General features: G+C 47.8%; 17 protein-coding genes and 3 pseudogenes. 10 read left to right on the plus strand and 10 right to left on the minus strand.

Features of this window, described 5'->3' with window-relative positions:
* Positions 1 to 73 precede the first annotated feature (73 nt).
* The 5 genes from gcvH (at position 74) to JCM15908_RS08490 (ending at position 5864) form a co-directional block, all read left to right on the plus strand.
* Positions 74 to 454, plus strand: coding sequence for a glycine cleavage system protein GcvH (gcvH, locus tag JCM15908_RS08470; protein ID WP_025003014.1), 381 nt, complete (start codon positions 74 to 76; stop codon positions 452 to 454).
* A 111-nt stretch (positions 455 to 565) separates the two neighbouring features.
* Entirely contained in the window at positions 566 to 1876 is a 1311-nt protein-coding gene (gene gcvPA / locus JCM15908_RS08475) for an aminomethyl-transferring glycine dehydrogenase subunit GcvPA (RefSeq protein WP_025003015.1), read from the plus strand.
* 81 nt (positions 1877 to 1957) lie between these two features.
* Positions 1958 to 3436: an aminomethyl-transferring glycine dehydrogenase subunit GcvPB gene (gene gcvPB / locus JCM15908_RS08480; protein ID WP_025003016.1), complete on the plus strand. Its 1479-nt coding sequence runs from the start codon at positions 1958 to 1960 to the stop codon at positions 3434 to 3436.
* Positions 3437 to 3449: 13 nt separating this feature from the next.
* Positions 3450 to 4814, plus strand: a complete 1365-nt coding sequence (lpdA, locus tag JCM15908_RS08485; RefSeq protein WP_025003017.1) for a dihydrolipoyl dehydrogenase — start codon at positions 3450 to 3452, stop codon at positions 4812 to 4814.
* Positions 4815 to 5258: 444 nt separating this feature from the next.
* Positions 5259 to 5864, plus strand: a complete 606-nt coding sequence (locus JCM15908_RS08490) for a riboflavin synthase (RefSeq protein ID WP_025003018.1) — start codon at positions 5259 to 5261, stop codon at positions 5862 to 5864.
* Between the two features lie 353 nt (positions 5865 to 6217).
* Here the strand turns inward: JCM15908_RS08490 and JCM15908_RS08495 are convergent, their stop codons facing one another.
* The gene (locus JCM15908_RS08495; RefSeq protein ID WP_025003019.1) at positions 6218 to 6862 is read right to left on the minus strand and encodes an HAD family hydrolase; all 645 of its coding nucleotides are present in this window, start codon (positions 6860 to 6862) and stop codon (positions 6218 to 6220) included.
* Positions 6863 to 7152: 290 nt separating this feature from the next.
* Here JCM15908_RS08495 and mltG point away from each other — a divergent pair, with 290 nt between their 5' ends.
* Positions 7153 to 8142, plus strand: coding sequence for an endolytic transglycosylase MltG (mltG, locus tag JCM15908_RS08500; RefSeq protein WP_051530785.1), 990 nt, complete (start codon positions 7153 to 7155; stop codon positions 8140 to 8142).
* Positions 8143 to 8285: 143 nt separating this feature from the next.
* On the opposite strand, the gene JCM15908_RS15195 is transcribed toward mltG, so the two are convergent.
* The 4 genes from JCM15908_RS15195 to JCM15908_RS08515 all read right to left on the minus strand — a co-directional run bounded on the left by JCM15908_RS15195 (position 8286) and on the right by JCM15908_RS08515 (position 13307).
* Positions 8286 to 8486 carry a hypothetical protein gene (locus tag JCM15908_RS15195; RefSeq protein WP_234396417.1) on the minus strand — a complete coding sequence of 67 codons (201 nt, stop codon included), beginning with the start codon at positions 8484 to 8486 and terminating at the stop codon, positions 8286 to 8288.
* The gene (locus tag JCM15908_RS13225; protein WP_234396418.1) at positions 8483 to 9571 is read right to left on the minus strand and encodes a zinc ribbon domain-containing protein; all 1089 of its coding nucleotides are present in this window, start codon (positions 9569 to 9571) and stop codon (positions 8483 to 8485) included. Before JCM15908_RS13225 ends, JCM15908_RS15195 begins: the two co-directional genes overlap by 4 nt.
* Positions 9572 to 9623: 52 nt before the next feature.
* On the minus strand, positions 9624 to 10331 hold the full coding sequence (locus tag JCM15908_RS08510; RefSeq protein ID WP_025003021.1) for a glycoside hydrolase family 25 protein: 708 nt from the start codon (positions 10329 to 10331) through the stop codon (positions 9624 to 9626).
* A 102-nt stretch (positions 10332 to 10433) separates the two neighbouring features.
* Positions 10434 to 13307 carry a PD-(D/E)XK nuclease family protein gene (locus JCM15908_RS08515; RefSeq protein ID WP_025003022.1) on the minus strand — a complete coding sequence of 958 codons (2874 nt, stop codon included), beginning with the start codon at positions 13305 to 13307 and terminating at the stop codon, positions 10434 to 10436.
* A gap of 887 nt (positions 13308 to 14194) precedes the next feature.
* Here JCM15908_RS08515 and JCM15908_RS08520 point away from each other — a divergent pair.
* Together JCM15908_RS08520 and JCM15908_RS13230 are read left to right on the plus strand one after the other, a co-directional pair.
* A complete protein-coding gene (locus JCM15908_RS08520) occupies positions 14195 to 15151 on the plus strand; it encodes a LuxR C-terminal-related transcriptional regulator (protein WP_025003023.1) in 957 nt (318 codons plus the stop codon).
* Between the two features lie 85 nt (positions 15152 to 15236).
* A pseudogene (locus JCM15908_RS13230) lies at positions 15237 to 15847 on the plus strand (response regulator transcription factor).
* A 26-nt stretch (positions 15848 to 15873) separates the two neighbouring features.
* Here JCM15908_RS13230 and cls read toward each other — a convergent pair.
* The 3 genes and pseudogenes from cls to kdsA form a co-directional block, all read right to left on the minus strand.
* A pseudogene (gene cls, locus JCM15908_RS13235) lies at positions 15874 to 17141 on the minus strand (cardiolipin synthase).
* 143 nt (positions 17142 to 17284) lie between these two features.
* Positions 17285 to 18252 (minus strand): annotated as a pseudogene (locus JCM15908_RS13240) (KpsF/GutQ family sugar-phosphate isomerase).
* 3 nt (positions 18253 to 18255) lie between these two features.
* Entirely contained in the window at positions 18256 to 19014 is a 759-nt protein-coding gene (kdsA, locus tag JCM15908_RS08540) for a 3-deoxy-8-phosphooctulonate synthase (RefSeq protein WP_025003024.1), read from the minus strand.
* A 278-nt stretch (positions 19015 to 19292) separates the two neighbouring features.
* On the opposite strand from kdsA, the gene JCM15908_RS08545 reads away from it, so the two are divergent.
* Complete coding sequence (locus JCM15908_RS08545) at positions 19293 to 19841, plus strand: outer membrane beta-barrel protein (protein WP_025003025.1); 549 nt, start codon at positions 19293 to 19295, stop codon at positions 19839 to 19841.
* A gap of 593 nt (positions 19842 to 20434) precedes the next feature.
* Positions 20435 to 20659 carry an IS3 family transposase gene (locus tag JCM15908_RS15610; protein ID WP_373277420.1) on the plus strand — a complete coding sequence of 75 codons (225 nt, stop codon included), beginning with the start codon at positions 20435 to 20437 and terminating at the stop codon, positions 20657 to 20659.
* Between the two features lie 91 nt (positions 20660 to 20750).
* Here the strand turns inward: JCM15908_RS15610 and groL are convergent, their stop codons facing one another.
* Both groL and JCM15908_RS08560 read right to left on the minus strand, forming a co-directional pair.
* Positions 20751 to 22376 carry a chaperonin GroEL gene (gene groL / locus JCM15908_RS08555; protein WP_025003027.1) on the minus strand — a complete coding sequence of 542 codons (1626 nt, stop codon included), beginning with the start codon at positions 22374 to 22376 and terminating at the stop codon, positions 20751 to 20753.
* A 176-nt stretch (positions 22377 to 22552) separates the two neighbouring features.
* Positions 22553 to 22822, minus strand: coding sequence for a co-chaperone GroES (locus tag JCM15908_RS08560; protein ID WP_025003028.1), 270 nt, complete (start codon positions 22820 to 22822; stop codon positions 22553 to 22555).
* Positions 22823 to 23062 lie beyond the last annotated feature (240 nt).

Below are 23062 nucleotides of genomic sequence, written 5' to 3' on the forward strand. Positions count from 1 at the left end.
AGACACGTAGGAAACTATCAAAGGACAACACTATATATTAGAAAATCACAAACAATAAAAGAATAAGAATATTATGGCAAAAGTTATTGAAGGACTCTATTATTCAGAGTCGCACGAGTATGTCAGAGTAGAAGGCGAAGTAGCTTACATTGGTATAACAGACTACGCACAGCATGCACTGGGTAACGTTGTTTATGTTGATATGCCAGATGCTGACGACGAGTTTGAGCAGGAAGAAGGCTTCGGTGCAGTAGAAAGCGTAAAGGCCGCTTCTGATCTCAATTCTCCTGTTTCTATCAAGGTGCTCGAAGTAAACGAAGCTCTCGAAGATGAACCAGAACTGCTCAACAAGGACGCTTTTGAGAACTGGATTATCAAGGTAGAGCTGACAGATAAGTCGCAGCTTGACAAGCTCATGGATGCTAAGGCATACGAGGCTTTCTGTGCCCAGTAATTCCCTGCCTATTTTTCCAACACCAAATATTAATTCTCTCCATCTACACCGCATAAGCATGGTGTGGATGGAGAGGTGTGACGAATAACCCAATCTTATATTACGGAAAAGATGAACTATAAATATTTTCCACATACAGAGGAGGAAATCCAGCAGATGCTTGACAAAATCGGCGTAAAAAACTTGGAAGACCTCTTTGCCGAAATTCCTGAAGAACTTCGCTATAGGGACAAGTGGGACATACCCGAAGCCAAGAGTGAAATGGAAATCAGGTCGTTCTTTAATGCCCTTGGCAACAAAAACAAGCAGCTGACCTGCTTCGCTGGTGCTGGTGTCTACGATCATTACACACCAAGCATTGTTCCTAACATCATCGGACGTTCTGAGTTCCTGACTTCATACACCCCCTATCAGGCAGAAATTTCCCAAGGTACACTCCATTATATTTTTGAGTTCCAAAGCATGATGGCAGAACTCACGGGTATGGATATTTCCAATGCGTCTATGTATGACGGCTCTACAGCTACCGCCGAAGCAATGCTAATGGCCTTCAATGCCAGTCATAAGGCTGACACCGTGGCATATTCGGAGACTCTTGACCCAAAAATTATTTCTGTTCTCAAGACTTACGCTCACTTCCATGGCGTGAATCTGACAGCCATTAAGGCTGACAATGGAATGACCTCTGTACAAGACCTCAACGAGCAACTCGCTACAGGAAAGGTTGCAGGTGTCATCGTCCAGCAGCCTAACTACTATGGCATAGTGGAAGATTTCACAGGCTTTGCCGATGCTTGCCATAAGAGCAAAGCCCTTTTTATTATAAACAGCGTAGCTTCCGACCTTTCCTTACTGAAGACCCCGAAAGAATGGGGAGCTGACGTTGCTGTCGGCGACGTGCAAAGCCTCGGTATGCCTATGGCTTTCGGTGGCCCATACGCAGGCTATATGTGCTGTACAGAGAAACAAATGCGCAAATTGCCGGGTCGTATCGTGGGCGAAACCAAAGACAGCCGCGGACAGCGTGCTTTTGTCCTCACCCTCCAAGCCCGTGAACAACATATCCGCCGGCAAAAAGCAACATCGAACATCTGCTCCAACCAGAGTCTGATGGCCCTCTTTGTTACGATCTACCTGTCAGTGATGGGTAAGGAAGGAGTTAAGGAGGTTGCACAGACCAGCTATGACGGTGCTCACTATCTCTGCGAGGAACTGCTCAAGACGGGTAAGGCGCAACTTGTCTACGAACGTCCCTTCTTCAATGAGTTCCTTATCCGCATAGACCATCGCGATGACTTTTTCGACAAGGCAGTGGCAGCAGGTATACTTCCTGGTGTCAAGGTAGGCGAAGACCAACTACTCATAGCCGTTACCGAGAAACGCAGTAAGGAAGAAGTTGATGCACTAGTAGCACTTCTTTAATATCAAAACAGTCTCTTACAATGATAACCTACCCGAACTCTTCTCTATCAAGAGTCCGTGTAAAATAATCGCAGAAAGACAATGAACAATAAATTATACGGCAATCTGATTTTCGAACTTTCACATCCCGGACGCAGAGGTTACAGTCTGCCCAAGAATACATTCGGACATCATGAGATTCCATCCAATATAAAGAGGTCTACCGACGCTGCTCTTCCAGAGTGTGATGAGATGACAGTCGTTAGACACTACACCAACCATAGCGAAAATAATTTTGGTGTAGACAATGGGTTCTATCCTCTCGGGTCTTGTACCATGAAGTATAACCCTATCATCAATGAGGAGGTGGCAGCCATGCCTTCCTTCAGCAACATTCATCCGTTACAGCCAGAACATACCGTACAGGGTGCTTTGGAAGCGGAATACAATCTGCAAAGAGCACTCTCTGCCCTGACAGGCTTGGCTGATTTTACCCTCAATCCATACGCAGGTGCACATGGAGAGCTGACAGGTCTGATGATTATCCGCTCTTACCATCAAAGCCGCGGAGACGAGAAACGCAAGAAAGTTATCGTTCCCGATTCTGCACATGGCACCAACCCCGCTTCGGCAGCAGTTTGTGGGCTTGAGATAGTAGAGGTAAAGAGTACTTCCGAAGGATTGGTAGACGTTGAGGACCTCAAACCCCTATTGGGAGACGACATCGCAGGAATGATGATGACCAACCCCAACACATTGGGTCTCTTTGAAACCGACATTCCCGAAATAGCCAAGCTCGTACACGAATGTGGCGGACTGATGTATTATGACGGTGCCAACCTTAATCCACTCTTAGGAGTAGCCCGTCCGGGCGACATGGGATTTGATGTCATGCACATTAACCTGCACAAGACCTTCTCTACTCCTCACGGTGGCGGTGGTCCCGGCTCTGGTCCTGTTGGCGTTCGGGAAGACCTCGTAAGATTCCTGCCAAAACCACATGTAGTCAAGACTTCAGAAGGTTTCACTACAGAAAAAGGTTGCGAAACAGAATACAATGTCGAAAGCAGCCACGTCAGCACATTTTTGGGTAACTTCCTCGTCAGCCTGCGTGCCTATGTCTACATTCTCACGCTCGGAAAGGAAAACATCAAGATGGTTGGCCCACTTGCTACTCTCAATGCCAACTATGTCAAGGAGTGCCTGAAAGATGTTTACGAACTTCCGATAGATGTGCTTTGCAAACATGAATTTGTCTTTGACGGACTGAAGGACAAGAGTACGGGCATCACTACAATGGATGTTGCCAAGCGTCTGCTCGACTACGGCTATCACGCTCCTACCATCTACTTCCCGCTTCTCTTCCATGAAGCCATGATGATAGAGCCTACCGAAAACGAAAGCAAGGAGACCATTGACAGCTTTATCAGCATCATGCGTACAATAGCCCAAGAGGCCCATGATACGCCGGAGATTGTCAAGGATGCTCCACGCACAACACCTATTGGACGTGTAGACGACGTACTTGCTGCAAAGCATCCTGTCGTAACCTACCGTCAAATGCTGCAAGAAGCACAATAACACCCTCTTCATTATGACTAAGACAGATATTATTATAATTGGTGCAGGTCCCGGTGGCTATCGTGCTGCTGCCTACGCAGCCCATGAAGGCAAGAAAGTGACCATCATCGAGAAGCGCAATGCTGGCGGAACCTGCCTGAATGAAGGCTGCATCCCCACTAAGAGCTTTGCACACGATGCTGACCTCTATCGCAATCCTCTCCTTTCGTGCATTGGAGGCGGACAGGTAAAGTTCAAGTATATTCAGGAACGCAAGCAGAATGTAGTGGCACAGCTCCGGCAGGGTGTAGAATCCCTGCTGGCACAACCCGGCATCACCTACATCAAGGGGGAAGCCCGGTTTGTTTCGGAAAAGGTCATAGAGGTAAACGGAGAGCAGATGACAGCCGAGAACATCATTATTGCGACAGGTTCCCGGCCCAAGATGCTTCCTTTCCTGCCAAATCTTCAGTCAGAAGAGGGAAAGCCTTATGTGGGTAAACTCATGACTTCCACTGAATTGCTTGACATAGACTACGTGCCTTCCAACCTTGTAATCATCGGTGCAGGAGTTATCGGAATGGAGTTTGCATCAGCTTTCGAGACTTTCGGAGCCAATGTTACGGTGGTTGAGTTTATGAAGGAGTGTCTTCCTACGCTTGATTCAGACCTTGCAAAACGTCTCCGCAAGACTCTTGAGAAGCGCGGCATCAACTTCCACCTGCAAAGCGGGGTCAACAAGATAGAGCTTGCCAAGCAGGACGAGCATGAAGGACTCATGGTGCACTTCACCCAGAAAGGAGAAGAGCAGCAGGTCTTTGGCGATGTCGTTCTCGTAGCTACAGGACGTGAGCCAGTTTTGGAAAACCTGCATCTTGAAGCAGCCGGAATCGTATCAGACAGAAAAGGAATCACGGTTGACGACAATATGCAGACCAATGTGCCGGGCGTATATGCCATTGGTGACGTTAACGGGCGGCAGATGCTCGCACACGCAGCGACTTTCCAAGGTTTCCGGGCCATCAACCATATCTTGGGAAAGACCGACTTTATCCGTTTCGATATTATGCCTTCCGCTATTTTCACCTATCCGGAGGCAGCCAGTGTAGGCCTGACGGAAGATGCGTGCAAGAAAGAAGGCATCAAGTTCGTCTCCAAGAAAGGGTTCTACCGCTCCAACGGCAAGGCCATCGCTATGGAGGAGACCGAAGGTATGCTGAAATTGCTGGCAGACACCAATGGCAAACTTTTGGGCTGCCATGTATATGGTGCGCACGCAGCCGATTTGGTACAGGAAGTTGCTGCACTGATGAATCGCGATACGACCATCGATGAGGCAAAGGACATTATCCATATCCACCCGACACTTGGAGAAATCTTCCAAGATGCAATTATTTAGAAATAAATATTGCTGATTTGGGAAAAAGTATTATCTTTGCAGAAGATAAGTCGCACTGGGACGATTGGGGATAAATTCTCATAGTGCCCGTCTGCCTTTATCTTCACAGAGAGAAAGGATAAAGATTAGAGTCGTATCGATTCGATCGGGATAGTCATCAAATAAATCAGAAAAACCGGGAAGACTTCTCTTGCCAATGGCGGGCCACATAAACCGCATTTCAGCGACTAAGCCGCAAGGCCGGTGGATTACAACGACGGAGAGTTCTCTTATCATTGATACTCGGACTTTTCATCACATCGTCGATACGACTTTTCCCATTTCCTCCGTTAGAGGAACAACAGGGTGAGGCTTCCGTAAGGATGCCCCACCCTATTTTTATTGAAGGTTTCAGGGACGGATAATTCCGTTCCTGCCCATAACATTTAATCAGAGAAAACAGCTATGTTCTCAGGAATTGTAGAAGAAATGGCCACCGTAGTGGCCATAGAGCACGACAAGGAAAATATCGACTTCACCCTTCGCTGCTCGTTTACCAATGAGTTGAAAATAGACCAAAGCATCGCCCACAACGGTGTTTGTCTGACAGTTGTCCGCTTCAAGGACGACACCTATACGGTAACGGCAATGAAAGAGACCCTCGACCGCTCTAATCTGGGACTTCTCCGAATAGGCGACCGGGTTAATATTGAGCGTTCCATGTTGATGAACGGAAGGTTGGACGGGCACATTGTGCAAGGGCATGTCGACGAAACTGCCACATGCGTGGCAATGGAAGATGCCGATGGCAGCACCTACTTCACCTTCCAGTACCCTTTCGACAAGAAGCTGGCCCAACGCGGCTATTTTACGGTCGACAAAGGATCGGTTACCGTCAATGGTGTTTCCCTCACGGTTTGTGAGCCGACAGAGAACACTTTCAAGGTTGCCATTATTCCCTACACCCGTACCAACACCAACTTTGCCGACATTCAGGTTGGCTCAGTTGTCAATCTTGAGTTTGACATTCTTGGTAAATATATATCGCGCTTAAATACGCTTGCTAAATAATCATATAGAAATAGCGAGACAAACTGCAAAATCATTCGGAATATAAACCAAGTTCTGCAAGCAAATTCATACATGATTGCCGCTGCAAAGTGTAGTAGAGAATACAAAGGTCAGACTACCTTGTATAAACGACACTTTGATGATGACAAAATGAAAGTGGCACTTTCACACAACCAAAACGGCACTTTCACATCGTCAAAGTGCCGTTTTCATTTTACCACAAAAAGACATTAGAGCCTACCTATAGCAACACGTTGTTATAAAGAAGCTAAAATGTTTGATTATCAGAGATATATAGTATTTGTCTAAATAAACAGATAAGGTCTTTTTAGTATTCCTTTCCACCGTTATAGTCAATAGTTCAAAATCTCAGATGGCTTCTCTACAAAGCAATCAGCACCATGTGATGTCAGGAACTCCTTATCGCGAAATCCCCAAAGGACGCTGATACAGGGCAGACCACTATTGCGTGCCGTCATTACGTCAACATCGCTGTCGCCTACATAGACCGCATCTTTTCCCGACACTCCCAATTGGCGCAATGCCTCCATTACCGTATCAGGAGCCGGCTTCTTGCGTATTCCTTCCCGTTCGCCTATTGCCACACTGACCGTATCAGGAAAAAAATAGCGTGCAAGTTCCTGTGTAGCAGCATAAAATTTGTTGCTCACGATTGCAATGTTCTTTCCTCTTCGCTTTAACTCTTCCAGCAGTTCCATGATTCCGTCATAAGGGCTGGTCGTATCAAGGCTGTGTGCCATATAATATTCCCTAAACTTGTTGTAAGTCTCTTCAAACCGCGGATTATCCAAGCCACCGGGAACAGCACGCTCCATGAGTTTCCTTACACCATTACCCACAAACATCCTTACTTCCTCCACGCTACGCTCTGACATTCCTGCCCAACGCAAGGCATAATTGGTGCTTGTTGCCAAATCGGTCAGGGTATTCAGCAGTGTTCCGTCCAAATCAAAAATATAAGTGTTGTATTCCTTCATTGTCTATATGCTTTAGGAGAGGAGAAGGCCCGGGCTGCTTTCCCATTGCCACATTCCGACTAACATTACCCTACAGGACATCGGAACGGAATTTCTCCAGACATGCAAAAGTAACAATTATAAACTGATTATCTGCTCCAATGACTATTAAAAAATAGAAAAACCAAAGAGCTATTTACCGACTATTCCATACATGTTTGCTCCTAAATGATTATCTTTGCACACCGAAAACAGAATTATAGCAATGAGAAAAACAAAACGTAAAGTCCTCCAAGCGTACGCTCCCCCGGATTCTAACAGCACTATTCGTCATCGGAGCGATAGCCGTCTACTTTCTATTCTTTTCCGCCATGTCAAGAGACGGAGAGAAAAAGTATATCGTCATAGATGAGAATGACAATATAGACTCGGTATATAGCAAGGTGAAACCACTTGCAACAAAAACAAGCTACTGGGTGTTCAGGCAAATGGCAGCATACAGCAACTACAAAGACCATATCTGCACAGGCCGCTACGCGATAGGAACGGCCGGAGTGCTCCGCACATTCCGCCATATCAGCCACGGACAGCAGAGTCCTGCCGACCTCACCATCAAGTCGGTACGTACACTGCGCGACCTGACCAACAACATAGGAGACCAACTGATGCTCTCGCGCATTGAGCTTCTCAACCGGCTTAGCAGCAAGGAGGAATGTGCCAAATACGGATATACGCCCGAAACTATTATCGCTATGTTCGTCCCCAACACTTACGAAGTGTATTGGGATATTTCCATAGATAAGTTTCTTGAGAAAATGGATAAGGAGAGTAAGAAGTTCTGGACTTTCGAGCGCAGGCAAAAGGCAAAGGAAGACAAACTAAGCCCCGTGGAGGTTATGACGCTTGCCAGCATCGTAGACGAAGAGACCGACAATGAAAAAGAAATGCCATTGATTGCAGGAATGTATATCAACCGCCTTCATATAGACATGCCCCTGCAGGCCGACCCGACGGTGAAATTCGCTACCAAGAATTTCGAGGCACACCGCATCTATCATAAATGGCTCGATTACGACAGTCCGTATAACACCTATAAATATCATGGCCTGCCTCCGGGGCCTATCCGGATACCATCAATAGCAGCCATTGATGCCGTCCTCAACTACGTTCATCACGACTATATATATATGTGCGCCAAAGAAGATTTCAGCGGTACACACAACTTTGCCAAGACCTACGAGGAACATCAGGAGAACGCTGCCAAATATGCCAAGGCCCTGAACGAAAGGGGCATAAAATAAATTAGACCATGCCTATTTGGCGGATTGCCGGCATCAGCCTGCTAAATATAAGTTACAGACAATAAGGTGTTTATATACAAAAATGACATACATGCAAGGCATGTATGTCATTTTTACTCTTGAACCATGTAAGGATTATTCTTTTACTTTGCCGTCCAATTGATGGAGATGATTTTACCTTCCTTGACCACGGCATGAAGCTGATATTGCTTTCTTGATGTACCTCCTTCTCTTTGTATCTCCAATGTTGCAGGAATAGCCACATGCTGCTCTGCACCGCTTTCGTCCGACTTCTCAGTAGTAACTTCGTCAGCCGTCCCTAAATGCCAATTGATGGTTTTCACATCGGCTGATAGAGACGATTGCGCATGTACTCTTCTATATTTGATGCTGTAGCACCAGTAGAGCCAAGGAAACTGAAAGAGGACGCTACTGCTCCTGCTATCTTTTGCTTGTTCTTGGTGTTCATTCCAACCAACAACTGTCTTATCGCATTTATGGCAGTTGCTTGGTCTTCGGCAGACGCTGTATGGTCGAGTAATTTCTTTAGAAGCTCGTCAGCTTCCTTATTATGTGCTCCTTTCGGTTCGCGCTCTTTGTATCCTAAATAAGATTCCTCTGTATTCTTGGCTGTAGCTTCTGCCCAGTCCAGTTCGTCAAGCCGCTTCTCTATTTCAGATTTATGGGGAGAATTAGGATGGGAAGCAAGATAGGAGACATAAGCCTCGCGCGAATTGATTGCAAGAACGGTCGCCCAGTCCTCATTGTTTCGCTTCAGGCGTACAAGACATGCTTTGACGGAATCTGTATGGGCAATAGGGGCATTGGGATAATCGGTTAGAAACTTTTGCAGCACTTGTGGGTCTTTGCTTTCTATTGCCGCTATGAAGTCGTCGTTTTCGCTGTTCCTACTGGTAGTTCCCTGCTTATAGAAGAAGACAAGAACTATACTTATAATAAGAGCAATGAGAAAAGAAACAAGCAATGCTACATGATTGTTTTTCTTTTTCTCCTCTTCGGGAATATCAAGAGGCATGTCTGTTTCTGCCAATATAGGTTCGGCAATGGCTATAGGTTCGTCATTGTCTATATCAACCTCCGTGGAGACAACAGGCTCATAGCTGGAAGAATCTGTCATGGCAGGATTAGAACCAATTTCGGATGTCGTATTAATGGGCTGTTCCGATTCTTCTACAACTTGTTCTTCCCCATCTTCCTGACGAGAATCCTTCGGGAGGCTTTCGATAAAACTTTTTTGAGAAACGGCTTCGCTATGATGACAATTGGGACAAATACCTTCTTCTTTGAGATATGTTTCCCCACAATGGGAACACTTGATAAGATGTCCGGCAATCTCCACCCCACAACTGGGACAGACAGGTGCCTTATCGCTGACTTGATGCCCACACTCTGGACATTTTATAATCATTGTTTACCTTGTTTTAATTATTAAAATATTTCAAATAAAGGAAAGCGAGCCATCAGCGCCTTTTAGGGAAACGTATCTCCCGCATACTATGCCGCCCCATAAGACGACTCTTGTCAACATAGCCATTGACTCCGTTGATATGTCCCTTGCCAGTATATTGCCATGCGAATATATCCCGGCCATCATTGAGTTCAGGTTCTTTGCTTGAATACTGGGCAATAAAGAGTTTGTAACCATCCAAAGCACCGCTCAAATATCGGTTATAGAAGTTGGTATAGGTATATACAAGAGGCTTGACTCCATACTCCTTTGTCATCAGTACAAGAAACTTTTGCAGACTATCGCGTAGTGCAGCGGTACTGAGACCACCAGTGGTTTCAATGTCAACCATCGGGATTAAATCCTGTTCCTGTGGGCGACATTGCATACGGAAGTTGCGCACTTGGTCTGCCTGCGGTTGGGCAGGACGATAAAAATGGTAGGAGCCTACGTTCATTCCGTACCTTTGTGCAGCTTCAATGTTTTCAAGATACCGCTTATCTATCCTCGAACCGCCTTCGGTAGCCTTGAGATAAACGTAGTTGAGCTTGTGGTTGCTGTTTTCCGCTACGGTCTCCCACCAGACATTTCCCTGATAGTGACTCATATCCAACCCATGAATATGGTTACAAGTATCTTCACATTGAATGTAATATTGTGCCTTGATGCCTAAAAAGAAAGATAAGCATACAAGGATAAGTGATAATCGTTTTTGCATCATAATTGCAAAGATACAATATTAAATTGACATACAATATTCCGTGTTCGCGATTTTGTAGTTTGAAAAACTATTTAGTATTCTTTTGCGAAAAGAGCATCCCGTCTACCTGCCACACATCTGCCGATACGGGCAATAGGTGCAAGCATCCACATTGTCAGTAGGGGCAAATGGAATATCCGGATTATAAAGCTCTGACAATTTATCTCTCAGCAGACGGTAAAACTCCTCGGCATAGTCCGTGGCACAGACTATCTCGTCGCCATTCAGCGTAAGAACGGGAGAATAATCTTCCGCCCCTGCATGCTGAATAAAGAGAAGAGCCGGACTGACAGGATGGTGATCAGGATTCCGTTCAACGTCTTCGGTAGAGACGAGGAGGCTATAGAGCAGGGACTGAAGCTGATAGTCGGCCTTGCAGGTTATGATTTTCTTGCTGTCAAACAGTTCCTCCACCGTCTTCAATGGCTTGCTAACGCTGTTGCCCGTCTTGTAGTCTACGACACGCAGACGGGGAGAAGCTAAGGAGAGGTTGACTTCGTCAAGACGGTCAACGCGCCCCCCGACGGTTATCTGCCGCTGCGTTCCACAGACATCAATGCTTATCTGCTTGAAAACATCGAACTCGTGCTGAATGACTCGCAGTGGTGCAACACGCAGGTCGGTGCGAAGAAGCTGGCGAAGATATTTTGCAATCACCTCGTGGCTGATGAGCTGCAGGCCATTGAGCTTCGGATGCTCCTTTGTACCTTCAGGCAGCTTGAACAGCTCCACTGCGAAGGCTTCATCAATGACGGTATCTATCGTAGCCGTGGCATTGCCTGCGAAAGCCGGCTGTGCCGACTTCCCCGTCTTCAGGACATATTCTATATTCTCTGCCGTAATGACCTCACGGGGAAGCAACCGCTCATAGAGCAGCTGGGCTGCGCGGTGGAAGATGTTTCCGAAGACGCGGCTGTCTATGTCGTCCTCATCCGTATCGTCAGACTCGTTCAACCCGGCTATATACTTATAGAAGAAGCGCAGCTGGCAGCGCAGATAGGTATTGAGGGCTGTGGGCGAGACGGTCGTAAAGTCGGCAAGCCTGTCCATGACCACCTCTTCCTTCGCAACGGGCAGTGCCTCGCCTTGCATCGGTTCTTGCCCGGCCTGAAGGGCAAAACGGCCGATGGGCTGCCCGAACTCTACAAGAAGCTGAAGCATAAAGCGGCTCATCTCGCCTGTCTGACTGCCCTGAGTGGAATTGTTATACAGAATAGTTACGTCTTTGGCGCGCTGAATGAGGCTGTGGAAGTAGTAGCTGTAAACGGCCACCTTGTTGTCTATCGTCGTCAGCCCGTATGCCTTGCGGATAACATGGGGAATAAAGGAGGTGTCGCTGACTCCCTTGGGCATGTTCCCCTCGTTGCAAGAGAGAATGAGCACATGGTCGAAGTCAAGGTTGCGCGTTTCGAGGACACCCATCAGCTGTACGCCGCGCGCAGGCTCACCGTGGAAAGGAATGTTCGTGGAAGATATGAGCTGGCCGAGCAACCGCCGGAAAACGGGCAGGCTGGCCTCAAGGTCGCCTTTTTCCATCAGGCCGGAAAGACGGGTGAGAAGGGTGTACATGCGGAATACCGATTCCTCGAAAAGCGGATTACCGTTGTCTGCCCCATTGACAGCTATGCGGCGGACACAGGCTGCAAGCCATCCGGCAAGCCGGGGGATGTCTGCCTTGCCATGGGGGAGATAGGTGAAGAGGGCGTCATCCTTACAGGTAACATAGAACTGCTTCTCCGCGTTAAGGCGTCTGAGCAATTCGGCAGTTCTGTCCGTCAGAAACCTGCCGTATGGATGGCGGAGCACACGGTTCACGTTATGGAGCCGGAAAGCCTGCCCGCGCATGGAATACCCGTCGGTCTGGAGCGTGAGCAACTGACTGACCATCGACGCGATGGGCGTCTGCTGAAGCGGATACCCCGTCGTTACGTTGAGCATCTCCACCTCGTCGGGGATGCAGTGAACGGCCGTATGGAGCAGGCTTTCGTCGCAGAGCACGATGGCGGTGCGCCTGCCGTCCTTGTAGCGTTCGTCCTCGCGCAGCCACTGGGTGATGTAGCGCGCCTGAAGATTTTCGGTCGGGGCGGAAACAAAGCGGACATTCTTCGGTTGGGCGAAGCTGTCGAAAAGGCTGCTTCCGGCATCCAGCGCGTTGGGAAACTTCTCCAGCCACTGCCTAATATAGACTCCCGCCTCGTTCGTTCCGTTGAGGTAGTAATGGTCGTAATCCCAATAGAACGATGCCTTGCCTTCGCTCTGCAGACGGCCGAAGAGCTGCTGCTCTACCTTTTGCAGGACGTTGAAGCCGACGAAAACATAGTGTTCGTACTGCGTCGTCAGCTTCTGCTGTTCGGCCACCTCGCGGTAGAGCATGCCTTCATAGGCAAGCCCCTGACTGCGGAGCCGGCTGCGGAAGTCGGCATACACGTCGCTGAGCTTGCTCCACAGCGTTATGAAGCGTTCGCGCAGCACGGTGGTGTCGCCCGTGAAGTTGGCAAAAAAGCGTTGCAGCTCTTCTTTCTGATGCTGTGTCAGATAGTCGGCATCGTCCAGCTCGTGAATGTCGCGCACGTTGCGGAACACCTGCCCGGCGTCGGCCATGTTCTTGTCAATGTCGTCGAAGTCGGCAAGCAGCAGCTGCCCCCAGCCGTAAAACTCGTCAAGCTCCTCGCCGCGCCCGGTCATCGCGTTGTAGCTCTTGTAGAGGTCGCAGAGGCTCTTGACGGGGTCGGCAACGGTGAGCTGCGAGTGCTGGCGGAAGAATTCGGATATGGTGATATAGGCCGGACTCCATATCGGTCCGTCTGCGAGGGAGGCCAGGGCCCGGTTGAGGAAAAGGCTGGCACGCTTGTTGGGGAACACGACGGCTATCCGGCTGAGTTCGTGTCCGTATCGGGAAAGAATATCTTGGGCTACTTGCTCTAAAAAAGTCTTCATTGCTTTATGTTTACCCTGCAAAGGTAATCATTTCCTGACAAAATATGATTATAAAGACGCGAGTTCGGCACACGCATTTCTCACAGATATTGTAAGAATGGATTGTATTTGCATGATATTCATGCAGTTAGACAAGTTACGACCGCAGCAAACCCAACTGAAATATTCTCCTTGCCGGACGCCCCACCGGAAAGTATTTCCAATCCCGGTCAGGCCGTTGGGAAGCCCTGAAAGCATTCCGTCGCAATTCAACTCTACAGCGATGAAAAAACACCCGAGAGTAACAAAATTACCATCGGTTGGTAATCGGATTACCATTGGTTGGTAATTGAATTACCATTGGTTGGTAATTGAATTACCATTGGTTGGTAATTTAGTTACCATCGGTCGGTAATTTAGTTGCCATCAATTGGAAAACGAATCTGCGTGCCCCAATGTCCTTTGCACATTAACATAAACATACGGCTTCTTTGGAAACAGGACAGCCTATCATATCAGACTCCTTGGTAACAACGGTTTGAGGTTTTGTGCCAAAGGCATAGGAATACCTAAAAAGTAGTATAAATATGGCAATTAAATTGTGGATTTATCAGAATCTTTGTACTTTTGCAAAAGAAAAAGAGTGCAGCTACCTGATTACGTTCTCGTCAGCCATTGGAGTTTATAGTGTTAAGAATTGAAGTGATAGCCTAATCATTAATCCATTTGCCGTACGGGAGTAGCAATCATCCCTGCACTCATTTTTCTAGTGCAAAGGTAATATCCAATATCGTGTCGTGCAATACTCAAAAATCAGTATTCTCTCAAATACCTACAAATGGTGATTGTATGATTCCTATATTTTTTGTTATTTTGCACAGAGAAATTTATTCTATGAAGCGAACCAGATGAAGAATCAAAAGATGTATGAGGCCGATGACAAGATGATATTGCTCATCGGCGACAATTACGACTTGCTTCAGAGCCTTGGCAGCTTTGGCATAAACCTTGGCTTTGGCGACAAGACCGTGCGCGAGGTTTGCGAGGAGCAAGGGGTCGACGCCTATACGTTTTTGGCCGTAGTCAACTTTTCCATCAACGGATACAAGGAGTTCGACGATGCTGACAGGCTGTCCATCCCCACGCTGATGCAGTATCTGAAGGCCAGTCATAGCTATTATCTTGACTATGAACTGCCCTTCATACGCAAGAAACTCGTTGACGGACTTGACGAGAACGACAATCTGGCAAGACTGATACTGCGCCTTTACGATGAGTACGCCCACGACATCCGCCGCCACATGCAGTATGAGGAGAAGACGGTGTTCCCCTATGTGAAAGGGCTTCTCGAAGGAAAGGGGAACGACAACTATGACATTGAGACTTTCTCCAAGCACCATTCGCAGACCGATGTGAAATTGCGGGAACTGAAGAACATCATCATCAAGTACCTGCCCTCCGATGCTCACAGGAACAGCCAGCTTACCGCAACCCTGTATGACATCTACAATTGCGAGAACTGGCTGAACCAGCATGCCGACGTTGAGGAGGAAATCTTCATCCCGACCATCCGCCGTCTGGAGCAGAAGAGCAAGCAGAACGACGTCAGCGTGAAAATCTCCAGTATGATTAGCCAGAACACCGAGTCGAACGAGACACTCAGCGACAGGGAGAAAGACGTTGTCATTTGCGTCGTACAGGGAATGACCAACAAGGAAATAGCCAATCAGCTTTGCATTTCCACCAATACGGTCATCACTCATCGCCGGAATATTGCACGGAAATTGCAGATACACTCTCCGGCAGGACTGACCATCTATGCCATTGTCAACAATCTGGTGGATATCAGCAGTGTCAATCTTTAAATGACAGCAAAACGGCAGAGTTCCCGACATAAATATTTAGCCATCACTTGTGGTTTTACCGATTTATTCGTAACTTTGCGAAAATATGGAGACTGCAAGGATGAGACATAGCCGCCCGCGCATGGCGATAGTTGACCCGAACACCTTGGCAATGTTGGGATTGAAGCAGATACTACAGAATGTAGTACCTATCATTTCGGTGGAGACCTTCTCCACTTTTGAGGAGTTTGAGAAGGCTGGTCCAAATACATTCTTTCACTATTTCGTTGCCCAGAACATAGTATTGGAAAACAGGCAATACTTTACCGAACATATACAGAAGACAATAGTGCTGACCATAACCAAGGACCCAGTGCGCAGTTGTCGGGCTTTCACAGCTTTTGCATCAATGTCCCGGAAGAAGAGTTAGTGAAGACAATCCTCCGACTGGAGCAGCATGGACATTCCGGCGGAAAGAATCTTCCCGAGATGCCTCAGGTCCTAAAAAACAAGATACTGACCAACCGGGAAATTGAAGTCTTGGCGTTGCTTGTGCAGGGATATATCAACAAGGAGATAGCGGCAAAGCTCTGCATCAGCCTTACCACTGTCATAACCCACCGAAAAAACATCACGGAAAAGCTCGGCATGAAGAGTGTCTCGGCCCTTACCATCTATGCAATCATGAATGGTTATGTAGACATCAATAAGATTTAGCAACAGCCGCAAGCTGAGATTTCTGCCTAAAGCAGCGGTGCCAGCAGGTGGGCAATCCATCCCCGGAACTTCTGCCATGGTGTGCGCCATGCGTCCCAGCTTTCTTCTGTCAGCAAGAAACTGTCCTGCTTCTCATGTTCAAATAGCTGGTCAAGCTCCCGGGTAGTTTCCCTGTCAATGATGACCGCATTTTCCTCCCTGTCCCATCTAAGGCTGCGTGCATTTAGATTGGCAGAGCCGATGGTGCAGAACTGCCCGTCCACAAGGATGATTTTCGTGTGGTGGAATCCCGGCTTGTACATCCAAATCCTGCATCCAGCCTTCATCAGCTGGTGGGCGTTGTAGAATCCGCAATCGGGAGTAAGGGGAATGTCGCTCTTCACACTAAGCATGATTTCTACCTTTACCCCCCTTCCTGCAGCATTTTTCAGTGCCTGCTTCAGCTTTCGGCTGAGTGTGAAGTAGGGATTGATGATTTTGATGCTGTCCTTGGCATTGTTGATGGCATTGATATAGAAGTAACGGATGATTTCGTTCGATACTTGCGGCTCACGGTTTATGATGCCCACCATCTTGTGTCCGGCAGACTGGCACGTGTCCGGCTTGAGTCCGCTCATGTAGTCAGCGTTGGAAATGCCACGATAGTATTTGGCCCCCGATACCTGTCTGCCGGAGGCAAGATACCACATCCGCAGAAAGATTCGTTGAAGCGTGTTTACCTCGTCTCCCTCAATGCGGCAGTGCATGTCGTGCCACGCCCCTACACCTTCGTACCTTTTATATAATAGTCTGCCACATTCATGCCCCCGGTATATGCAACCTTTCCGTCAATGACGACTATCTTTCGGTGGTCACGGTTGAATATATCGTGCAACCACGGAAATTCCAATGGCTTGAACTCATAAATCTCAATGCCCTTCTCTCTGATTGCCTTCAGATGGCGTCTCTTCATGGGCTGATTGTTACTGGCATTTCCGAATCCGTCGAATACGGCACGGACCTCCACACCCTCCCTAACCTTTGCGGCAAGATGCCTGATAAGCTCTTCATTGATAGAGTCGTTGCGGAAATTGAAGTATTCAAGATGAATACTCGACCGGGCTTGGTCAATGGCCCGGAAGAGGTCGTCGAACTTTTCCTGCCCACTTGTCAGCAGTGTTACAGAGTTGTTGTGGGAAAAGCGGATGCCTTTGCTGCGCAGTTGCCTTACAATCATGGAGTCTGCACGCGTCCAGTCCAGCGAGTCCGCTTCTCTGTCGGATATGAAAATCTGGCCAAGGCACGGTGTTGCCATAGCCGTTGTTGCCATGAGAAGGGAAAAGGCGATAAAACCGCCTCTCCCAAAATATTCCTTTAATATCACGTTGTTCTGTCTCTCAAATCTTTTTCGGAAGGGCTGCACGGGGTGAGTTATCCTGTCTCTTGTCCGTTCTGTTTCTATATCATGCAGCTGTAATGGTCTACGATGCCGACCAAATTCCCATCCTCATTGCATACCAACACGGTATGAATCTTGTGTTGGTTCATTATACGCTGTATCTCTACTATCTTTGTCTCGGGCAATACAGTCTTAGGCGTAGTCGTCATAATATCGCTGACGGTATGGTCGAAGAACTCCGATTGCCATTTTTCCATGGCGCGGCGGATATCTCCGTCCGTAATGAGTCCGGCAACCTTTCCGTCCTCCAATGAGACACCAAGTCCGAGCTTGCCTTTGCTAACGTGATGATGGCTTCTCCGAGGTGCATTTCTTTCGGGATAACGGGCAACTCTTCAGACCGCATCACGTCCTGTGCCGTTGTCAGCAACCGCTTGCCAAGTTCGCCCCCGGGATGGAACTGTGCAAAATCCTTGGGCTTGAAATTGCGAACCTCCATCAGGGCAATGGCCAATGCGTCGCCCATGACAAGAGCGGAAGTAGTTGAGCTGGTCGGTGCGAGATTCAGAGGACATGCCTCTTTCTCCACCTTCACCTTGATGTGCGCTGTAGAATACTTTGCCAACAATGAATTGGGATTGGCACTCATCCCGATGATGGGGATTTCCATGTGCAGTACCATAGGGATAAAGCGCAGCAGTTCGTCGGTCTGCCCCGAGTTGGAGAGGGCAAGAACCACGTCGTCTTTTGTCATTACGCCCAAATCACCGTGGTAAACGTCAAGCGGATTGACAAAAAAGGCCGGTGTCCCCGTAGAAGCGAGAGTCGCTGCAATCTTCGCGCCTATATTGCCGCTCTTTCCCACACCCGTAACTATTACCTTTCCCTTGCAGTGGTACATCAGGCTGACAGCCCTGTCGAAGTTTTCATCGAGCTGTTCTTTCAGCCGGAGCACAGCGTCGGCCTCTTCGTCAATGCACTTTACGGCATAGCTTCTTACTTGTTTCAGTCTTTCTTCTGTATTCATGGTTTATAAAAGATTTCCGATTAGAGCGTCCAATTTGTCAAGCTCGAGCATATTGGCAGCGTCGCTCAGCCCCTTGTCCGGGTCAGGATGCACCTCGAAGAAGTAGCCTGTGGCTCCGAACGCCTTGGCTGCCATTGCCATGGAGGGCACAAACTTACGGTCGCCAACGGTTTTCCCTTCTCCGGCACTGGGTCGCTGAACGCTGTGTGTGCAGTCCATAATGACCGTGGGGACAATTTCCTTCATGTCAGGTATATTCCGGAAGTCTACCACAAGGTTGTTATATCCGAACGAATTGCCACGCTCCGTCAGCCATACTTCCCCGGCTCCGCTTTCGAGACATTTTTCTACGGGATAGCGCATATCGCGCCCGCTCAGGAACTGAGCTTTTTTTATGTTAACAATCTTGCCTGTCCGGGCAGCAGCTACCAAGAGGTCGGTTTGCCGACAAAGGAAAGCCGGAATCTGAATAACATCTACCACTTCGCCCACGGGGCCGGCCTGCATGCTCTCGTGTATGTCAGTCAGCAGCCGGAGGCCGTATCTTTCCTTTATCTCCATGAGCATTTCAAGTCCCTTATTGAGTCCCGGCCCACGGTAAGAGTGGAGACTCGTACGGTTGGCCTTGTCAAAACTGGCCTTGAATATGATGTCCGTATGGTACTTCTTGTTCAGTCTTTGAAGCTCTTCTGCTACTTTGTTCAGTAGTTCTTTGCTTTCTATGACACAAGGTCCTGCTATGAAAACTGGTTTATCTTGCATATATTCCATATCGCTTTTAGCCTTTCTTGTTGTTTCTGTTCTGTCTTCTACAATATAAAAATAATAGTACAAAGTTATATATAATAAGGAGAATTGCCAAGTATTTAACTTTTGTTTAAGTATCAAGGCGAGTTTCTGACAAGAATATTTGGTAGTATAACAAAAAAAACGCTACATTTGCAACCATAACATGTGGACAGAAGAGTACGGTCCCAATAGTTCAAGTTTAGGAAACATTAGTTTTTCAGATAACAAATAACAATTAAAAGTTAAGCAAAATGAAGAAGTTTTTGATGACATTGGCTATGGCCGTTGTTGCCGTAGCTGCAAGCGCACAGGTTTATGTTGGTGGTAATATTGGAATTGCTTCCTCAAAGCAGGGCAATGGCGACAATGTAACAACCTACAAGGTACTTCCTGAGATTGGCTACAACATTGACAAGGACTGGGCAGTAGGCACAACCATCGGTTGGGGAAAGGGTAACCCTGTAAACATTGAGGGCGAAACCAACAACTACTTCACCGTAGCTCCATACGCCCGTTATACTTTCGTGCACAGCAAGTACGTGAACGTATTCGTTGATGGTGGCTTCGGCTATACTCACTATAATCACGCTCATGTAGGCGGTGCTTCCTACAACCAGTGGGAAGTAGGCTTCAAGCCGGGTATCTCGGTAAACCTTAACCCGAAGCTCAGTTTCGTTGCACATGTCGGCTTCGCAGGATGGAAGTCTGTAAAGCGCGACGGCGCAAGCAAGGATAGCCACGCATGGGGAGTTGACCTTGACGGAAACAACATTACTTTCGGTATCAGCTACAACTTCTAAGCGGTCATACCCAGTAATCATCGTATGATATTTAGCCATCCTCTTGTCATAGGGGATGGCTAATTTTATACCTATTGGAGACACGATTGGACAATTCGGGAGATTTCAAAAGTAGGCTTTGCAAATGTTGATAAGCCGTTTAGCATGAGAAATGGGCTTTCCGGTCTAACGAAAGTGCCACTTTGACAAGCTCAAAGTGGCACTTTCACAATGCGAAAACGATACTTTCGCTTTCCCGTTTTTAACATGTTGATATTCTGGTGTTTGCTTTTATTTGTCTTCCCTTTGCCTATTTGCAAGTTATTCGTCTTGCTTTATAGGAATACGCGAGTTCGGGATAATAATCAATCACAAGACAGTGCAGAAACAGATGAATCAGATGGGGCTTAAGGCAAAGGCCAGGAAACGGCACTATCACTCCTATAATGGGGATATAGGCAAGCTTGCCCTCAATGTGATAGAGCGCGATTTCTGTACAGACAAACTAAACCAGAAATGGGCCCCGAATGTCACGCAAGTATGCATAAACGACAGGAAACTATACTTGTCACCCATATTGGAAATACTTAAAGATCATAAACATCACTCAGAGTTTGTCGCGCAAGGGCAACTGCCTGGACAATACAATGATGGAAAATTTCTTTGGTCTGATGAAGAACGGACTCTTGTATGCCAACAAGTTTGAAACCATCAGGGATTTTGAAAGGGCTTTGAGAAAATATATAGATTGGTATAACAATAAAAGAATTAAATTGAGGTTAAAAGGAATGAGCCCGGTACAATACCGAGCTCACTACTATAAAGAGTTGAATAATTAATGTCTAATTTAATGTCCAACTTTTCGGGGGACACATCAGAGCAGCGTCTTCCTTTTTACATTATAATATATAAGTCTTTATAATCTGATGATTACATCATGCCGCCCATGCCCGGGTTAGCCGGCATAGCTGGTGCCTCTTCCGGCTTGTCAACGATGAGGCACTCGGTGGTCAGGAACATGCCTGCAATGGAGGCTGCATTTTCCAAAGCAACACGGGCAACCTTGGCCGGGTCGATGACACCGGCAGCACGCAGGTCTTCGTAAACGTCCTTACGGGCATTGTAGCCATAGTCGCCCTTGCCCTCGCGGACATTGTTTACGACAACAGCACCCTCACCGCCTGCATTGGCGATAATCTGGCGCAACGGCTCCTCAATGGCACGGCAAACGATGTTGATGCCCGTCTGCTCGTCCTGATTCTCGCCCTTGAGATCCTTTAAGGCTTCCTGAGCGCGGATGTAGGTTGTACCGCCGCCAACGACTACTCCCTCCTCCGTAGCAGCACGGGTAGCGCAGAGTGCATCGTCGACACGGTCTTTCTTCTCCTTCATCTCTACCTCAGAGTTTGCACCAACATAGAGTACGGCCACGCCGCCAGAGAGCTTTGCCAGACGCTCCTGCAGCTTCTCCTTGTCGTAAGAGCTTTTGGTTGCGGCAATCTCATTCTTAATCTGAGCCACACGCTCCTGAATGGCGTCCTTGGAGCCTGCACCGTCAACAATAGTCGTGTTGTCCTTGGAAACGGTAACTTTCTTGGCCGTACCAAGCATTTCGAGCGTAGCCTTGTCAAGTGTCAGTCCCTTCTCCTCGCTGATGACAACACCGCCAGTCAGCACGGCGATGTCTTCAAGCATGGCCTTGCGACGGTCGCCGAAGCCCGGAGCCTTGACAGCGCAAATCTTCAGACCTGCACGCAGACGGTTGACAACCAGCGTGGTCAGAGCCTCAGAGTCAACATCCTCTGCTATGACGAGCAACGGGCGGCCACTCTCGGCTGCCGGCTGAAGGATGGGCAGGAAGTCCTTAACGTTTGAAATCTTCTTATCATAAATGAGGATGTATGGATTCTCCATTATGCACTCCATCTTGTCGGTATCGGTAACGAAATAGCCAGACAGGTAGCCGCGGTCGAACTGCATGCCCTCTACCACGCCGATGCTAGTCTCACGGGTCTTGCTCTCCTCGATGGTGATGACACCGTCTTTGGAAACCTTGCGCATGGCATCAGCGAGCAACTTGCCTATCTCGGGGTCGTTGTTGGCACTGACGGTAGCCACCTGCTCAATCTTGTCGTAGTTGTCGCCGACAACCTCAGCACTCTCCTTGATGAAGCCTACCACCTTGTCAACGGCCTTGTCGATACCGCGCTTCAAGTCCATAGGGTTGGCACCGGCAGCCACATTCTTCAAACCTTCGTTGACGATAGCCTGCGTGAGGATGGTTGCGGTTGTCGTGCCATCACCGGCATCGTCGCCAGTCTTGCTTGCCACGCTCTTGACGAGCTGTGCACCTGCGTTCTCGAAGTTATCCTCAAGTTCCACTTCCTTTGCAACGGTTACGCCGTCCTTGGTAATCTGCGGTGCACCAAACTTCTTACCGATAACGACATTGCGGCCCTTAGGACCAAGCGTTACCTTTACTGCGTTTGCCAACTGGTCTACACCACTCTTCAGGAGTTCGCGTGCATCTGTATCGAATTTTATTTCTTTTGCCATGATTTCTTAATTTTATCTTTGTATAACTATATATGAAAATACTACTTTTTTGGAGGGTTATTGCCACGGCCTCCACCACTTTTGTTGCCTGTTGTTGAAGGCATCCTTCCTCCTTCTTTAGACAAAGGATTGGCAGGACTTACTGTTGTTTTCCCCATATTAATTCCAAAAAGGATTTATTCCACCACTGCCAACACGTCACTCTGACGCATCATCAGATACTTCTCACCGTCGTTCTCAATCTCCGTACCGGCATACTTGCCATAGAGAACCTCATCGCCAGCCTTGAGAACCATCTCCTCATCCTTGGTACCGTTGCCCACGGCGATAATCTTACCGTGCTGCGGCTTTTCCTTCGCTGTGTCAGGAATAATGATGCCGCCTACTTTTTCTTCTGCCTGTGCCGGAAGCACGAGCACTCTGTCTGCTAATGGTTTAATTGTCATAATTATTATATTTTTTAAGTTCACTTTCCGATTCCGTTGACTACACCCGAAGGCGTATTCGACCAATATTATACGAAAACCGTGCCAACTGACAATGGCTGACAGAAATACTGACAGCGACTGACAGATTTGTCAGTCTCACCATGGCAGACTATCCTGCAAGACCCTCCCGGCCGGGAGTCTGCACGACACCGACAAGCACCGACACGGAGACGGATTTCCACTATTAATTGTACACTT

The organism is Prevotella dentasini JCM 15908 (assembly GCF_000614065.1).
In the GTDB taxonomy this organism is placed as follows: domain Bacteria; phylum Bacteroidota; class Bacteroidia; order Bacteroidales; family Bacteroidaceae; genus Prevotella; species Prevotella dentasini.

Excerpts from the sequence above, each read along its gene's own strand:
- gcvH (WP_025003014.1), top strand. The coding sequence starts at position 74 with ATGGCAAAAGTTATTGAAGGACTCTATTATTCAGAGTCGCACGAGTAT.
- gcvPA (WP_025003015.1), top strand. The coding sequence starts at position 566 with ATGAACTATAAATATTTTCCACATACAGAGGAGGAAATCCAGCAGATG.
- gcvPB (WP_025003016.1), top strand. The coding sequence starts at position 1,958 with ATGAACAATAAATTATACGGCAATCTGATTTTCGAACTTTCACATCCC.
- lpdA (WP_025003017.1), top strand. The coding sequence starts at position 3,450 with ATGACTAAGACAGATATTATTATAATTGGTGCAGGTCCCGGTGGCTAT.
- JCM15908_RS08490 (WP_025003018.1), top strand. The coding sequence starts at position 5,259 with ATGTTCTCAGGAATTGTAGAAGAAATGGCCACCGTAGTGGCCATAGAG.
- JCM15908_RS08495 (WP_025003019.1), bottom strand. The coding sequence starts at position 6,862 with ATGAAGGAATACAACACTTATATTTTTGATTTGGACGGAACACTGCTG.
- JCM15908_RS13225 (WP_234396418.1), bottom strand. The coding sequence starts at position 9,571 with ATGATTATAAAATGTCCAGAGTGTGGGCATCAAGTCAGCGATAAGGCA.
- JCM15908_RS08510 (WP_025003021.1), bottom strand. The coding sequence starts at position 10,331 with ATGATGCAAAAACGATTATCACTTATCCTTGTATGCTTATCTTTCTTT.
- JCM15908_RS08515 (WP_025003022.1), bottom strand. The coding sequence starts at position 13,307 with ATGAAGACTTTTTTAGAGCAAGTAGCCCAAGATATTCTTTCCCGATAC.
- JCM15908_RS08520 (WP_025003023.1), top strand. The coding sequence starts at position 14,195 with ATGAAGAATCAAAAGATGTATGAGGCCGATGACAAGATGATATTGCTC.
- kdsA (WP_025003024.1), bottom strand. The coding sequence starts at position 19,014 with ATGCAAGATAAACCAGTTTTCATAGCAGGACCTTGTGTCATAGAAAGC.
- JCM15908_RS08545 (WP_025003025.1), top strand. The coding sequence starts at position 19,293 with ATGAAGAAGTTTTTGATGACATTGGCTATGGCCGTTGTTGCCGTAGCT.
- groL (WP_025003027.1), bottom strand. The coding sequence starts at position 22,376 with ATGGCAAAAGAAATAAAATTCGATACAGATGCACGCGAACTCCTGAAG.
- JCM15908_RS08560 (WP_025003028.1), bottom strand. The coding sequence starts at position 22,822 with ATGACAATTAAACCATTAGCAGACAGAGTGCTCGTGCTTCCGGCACAG.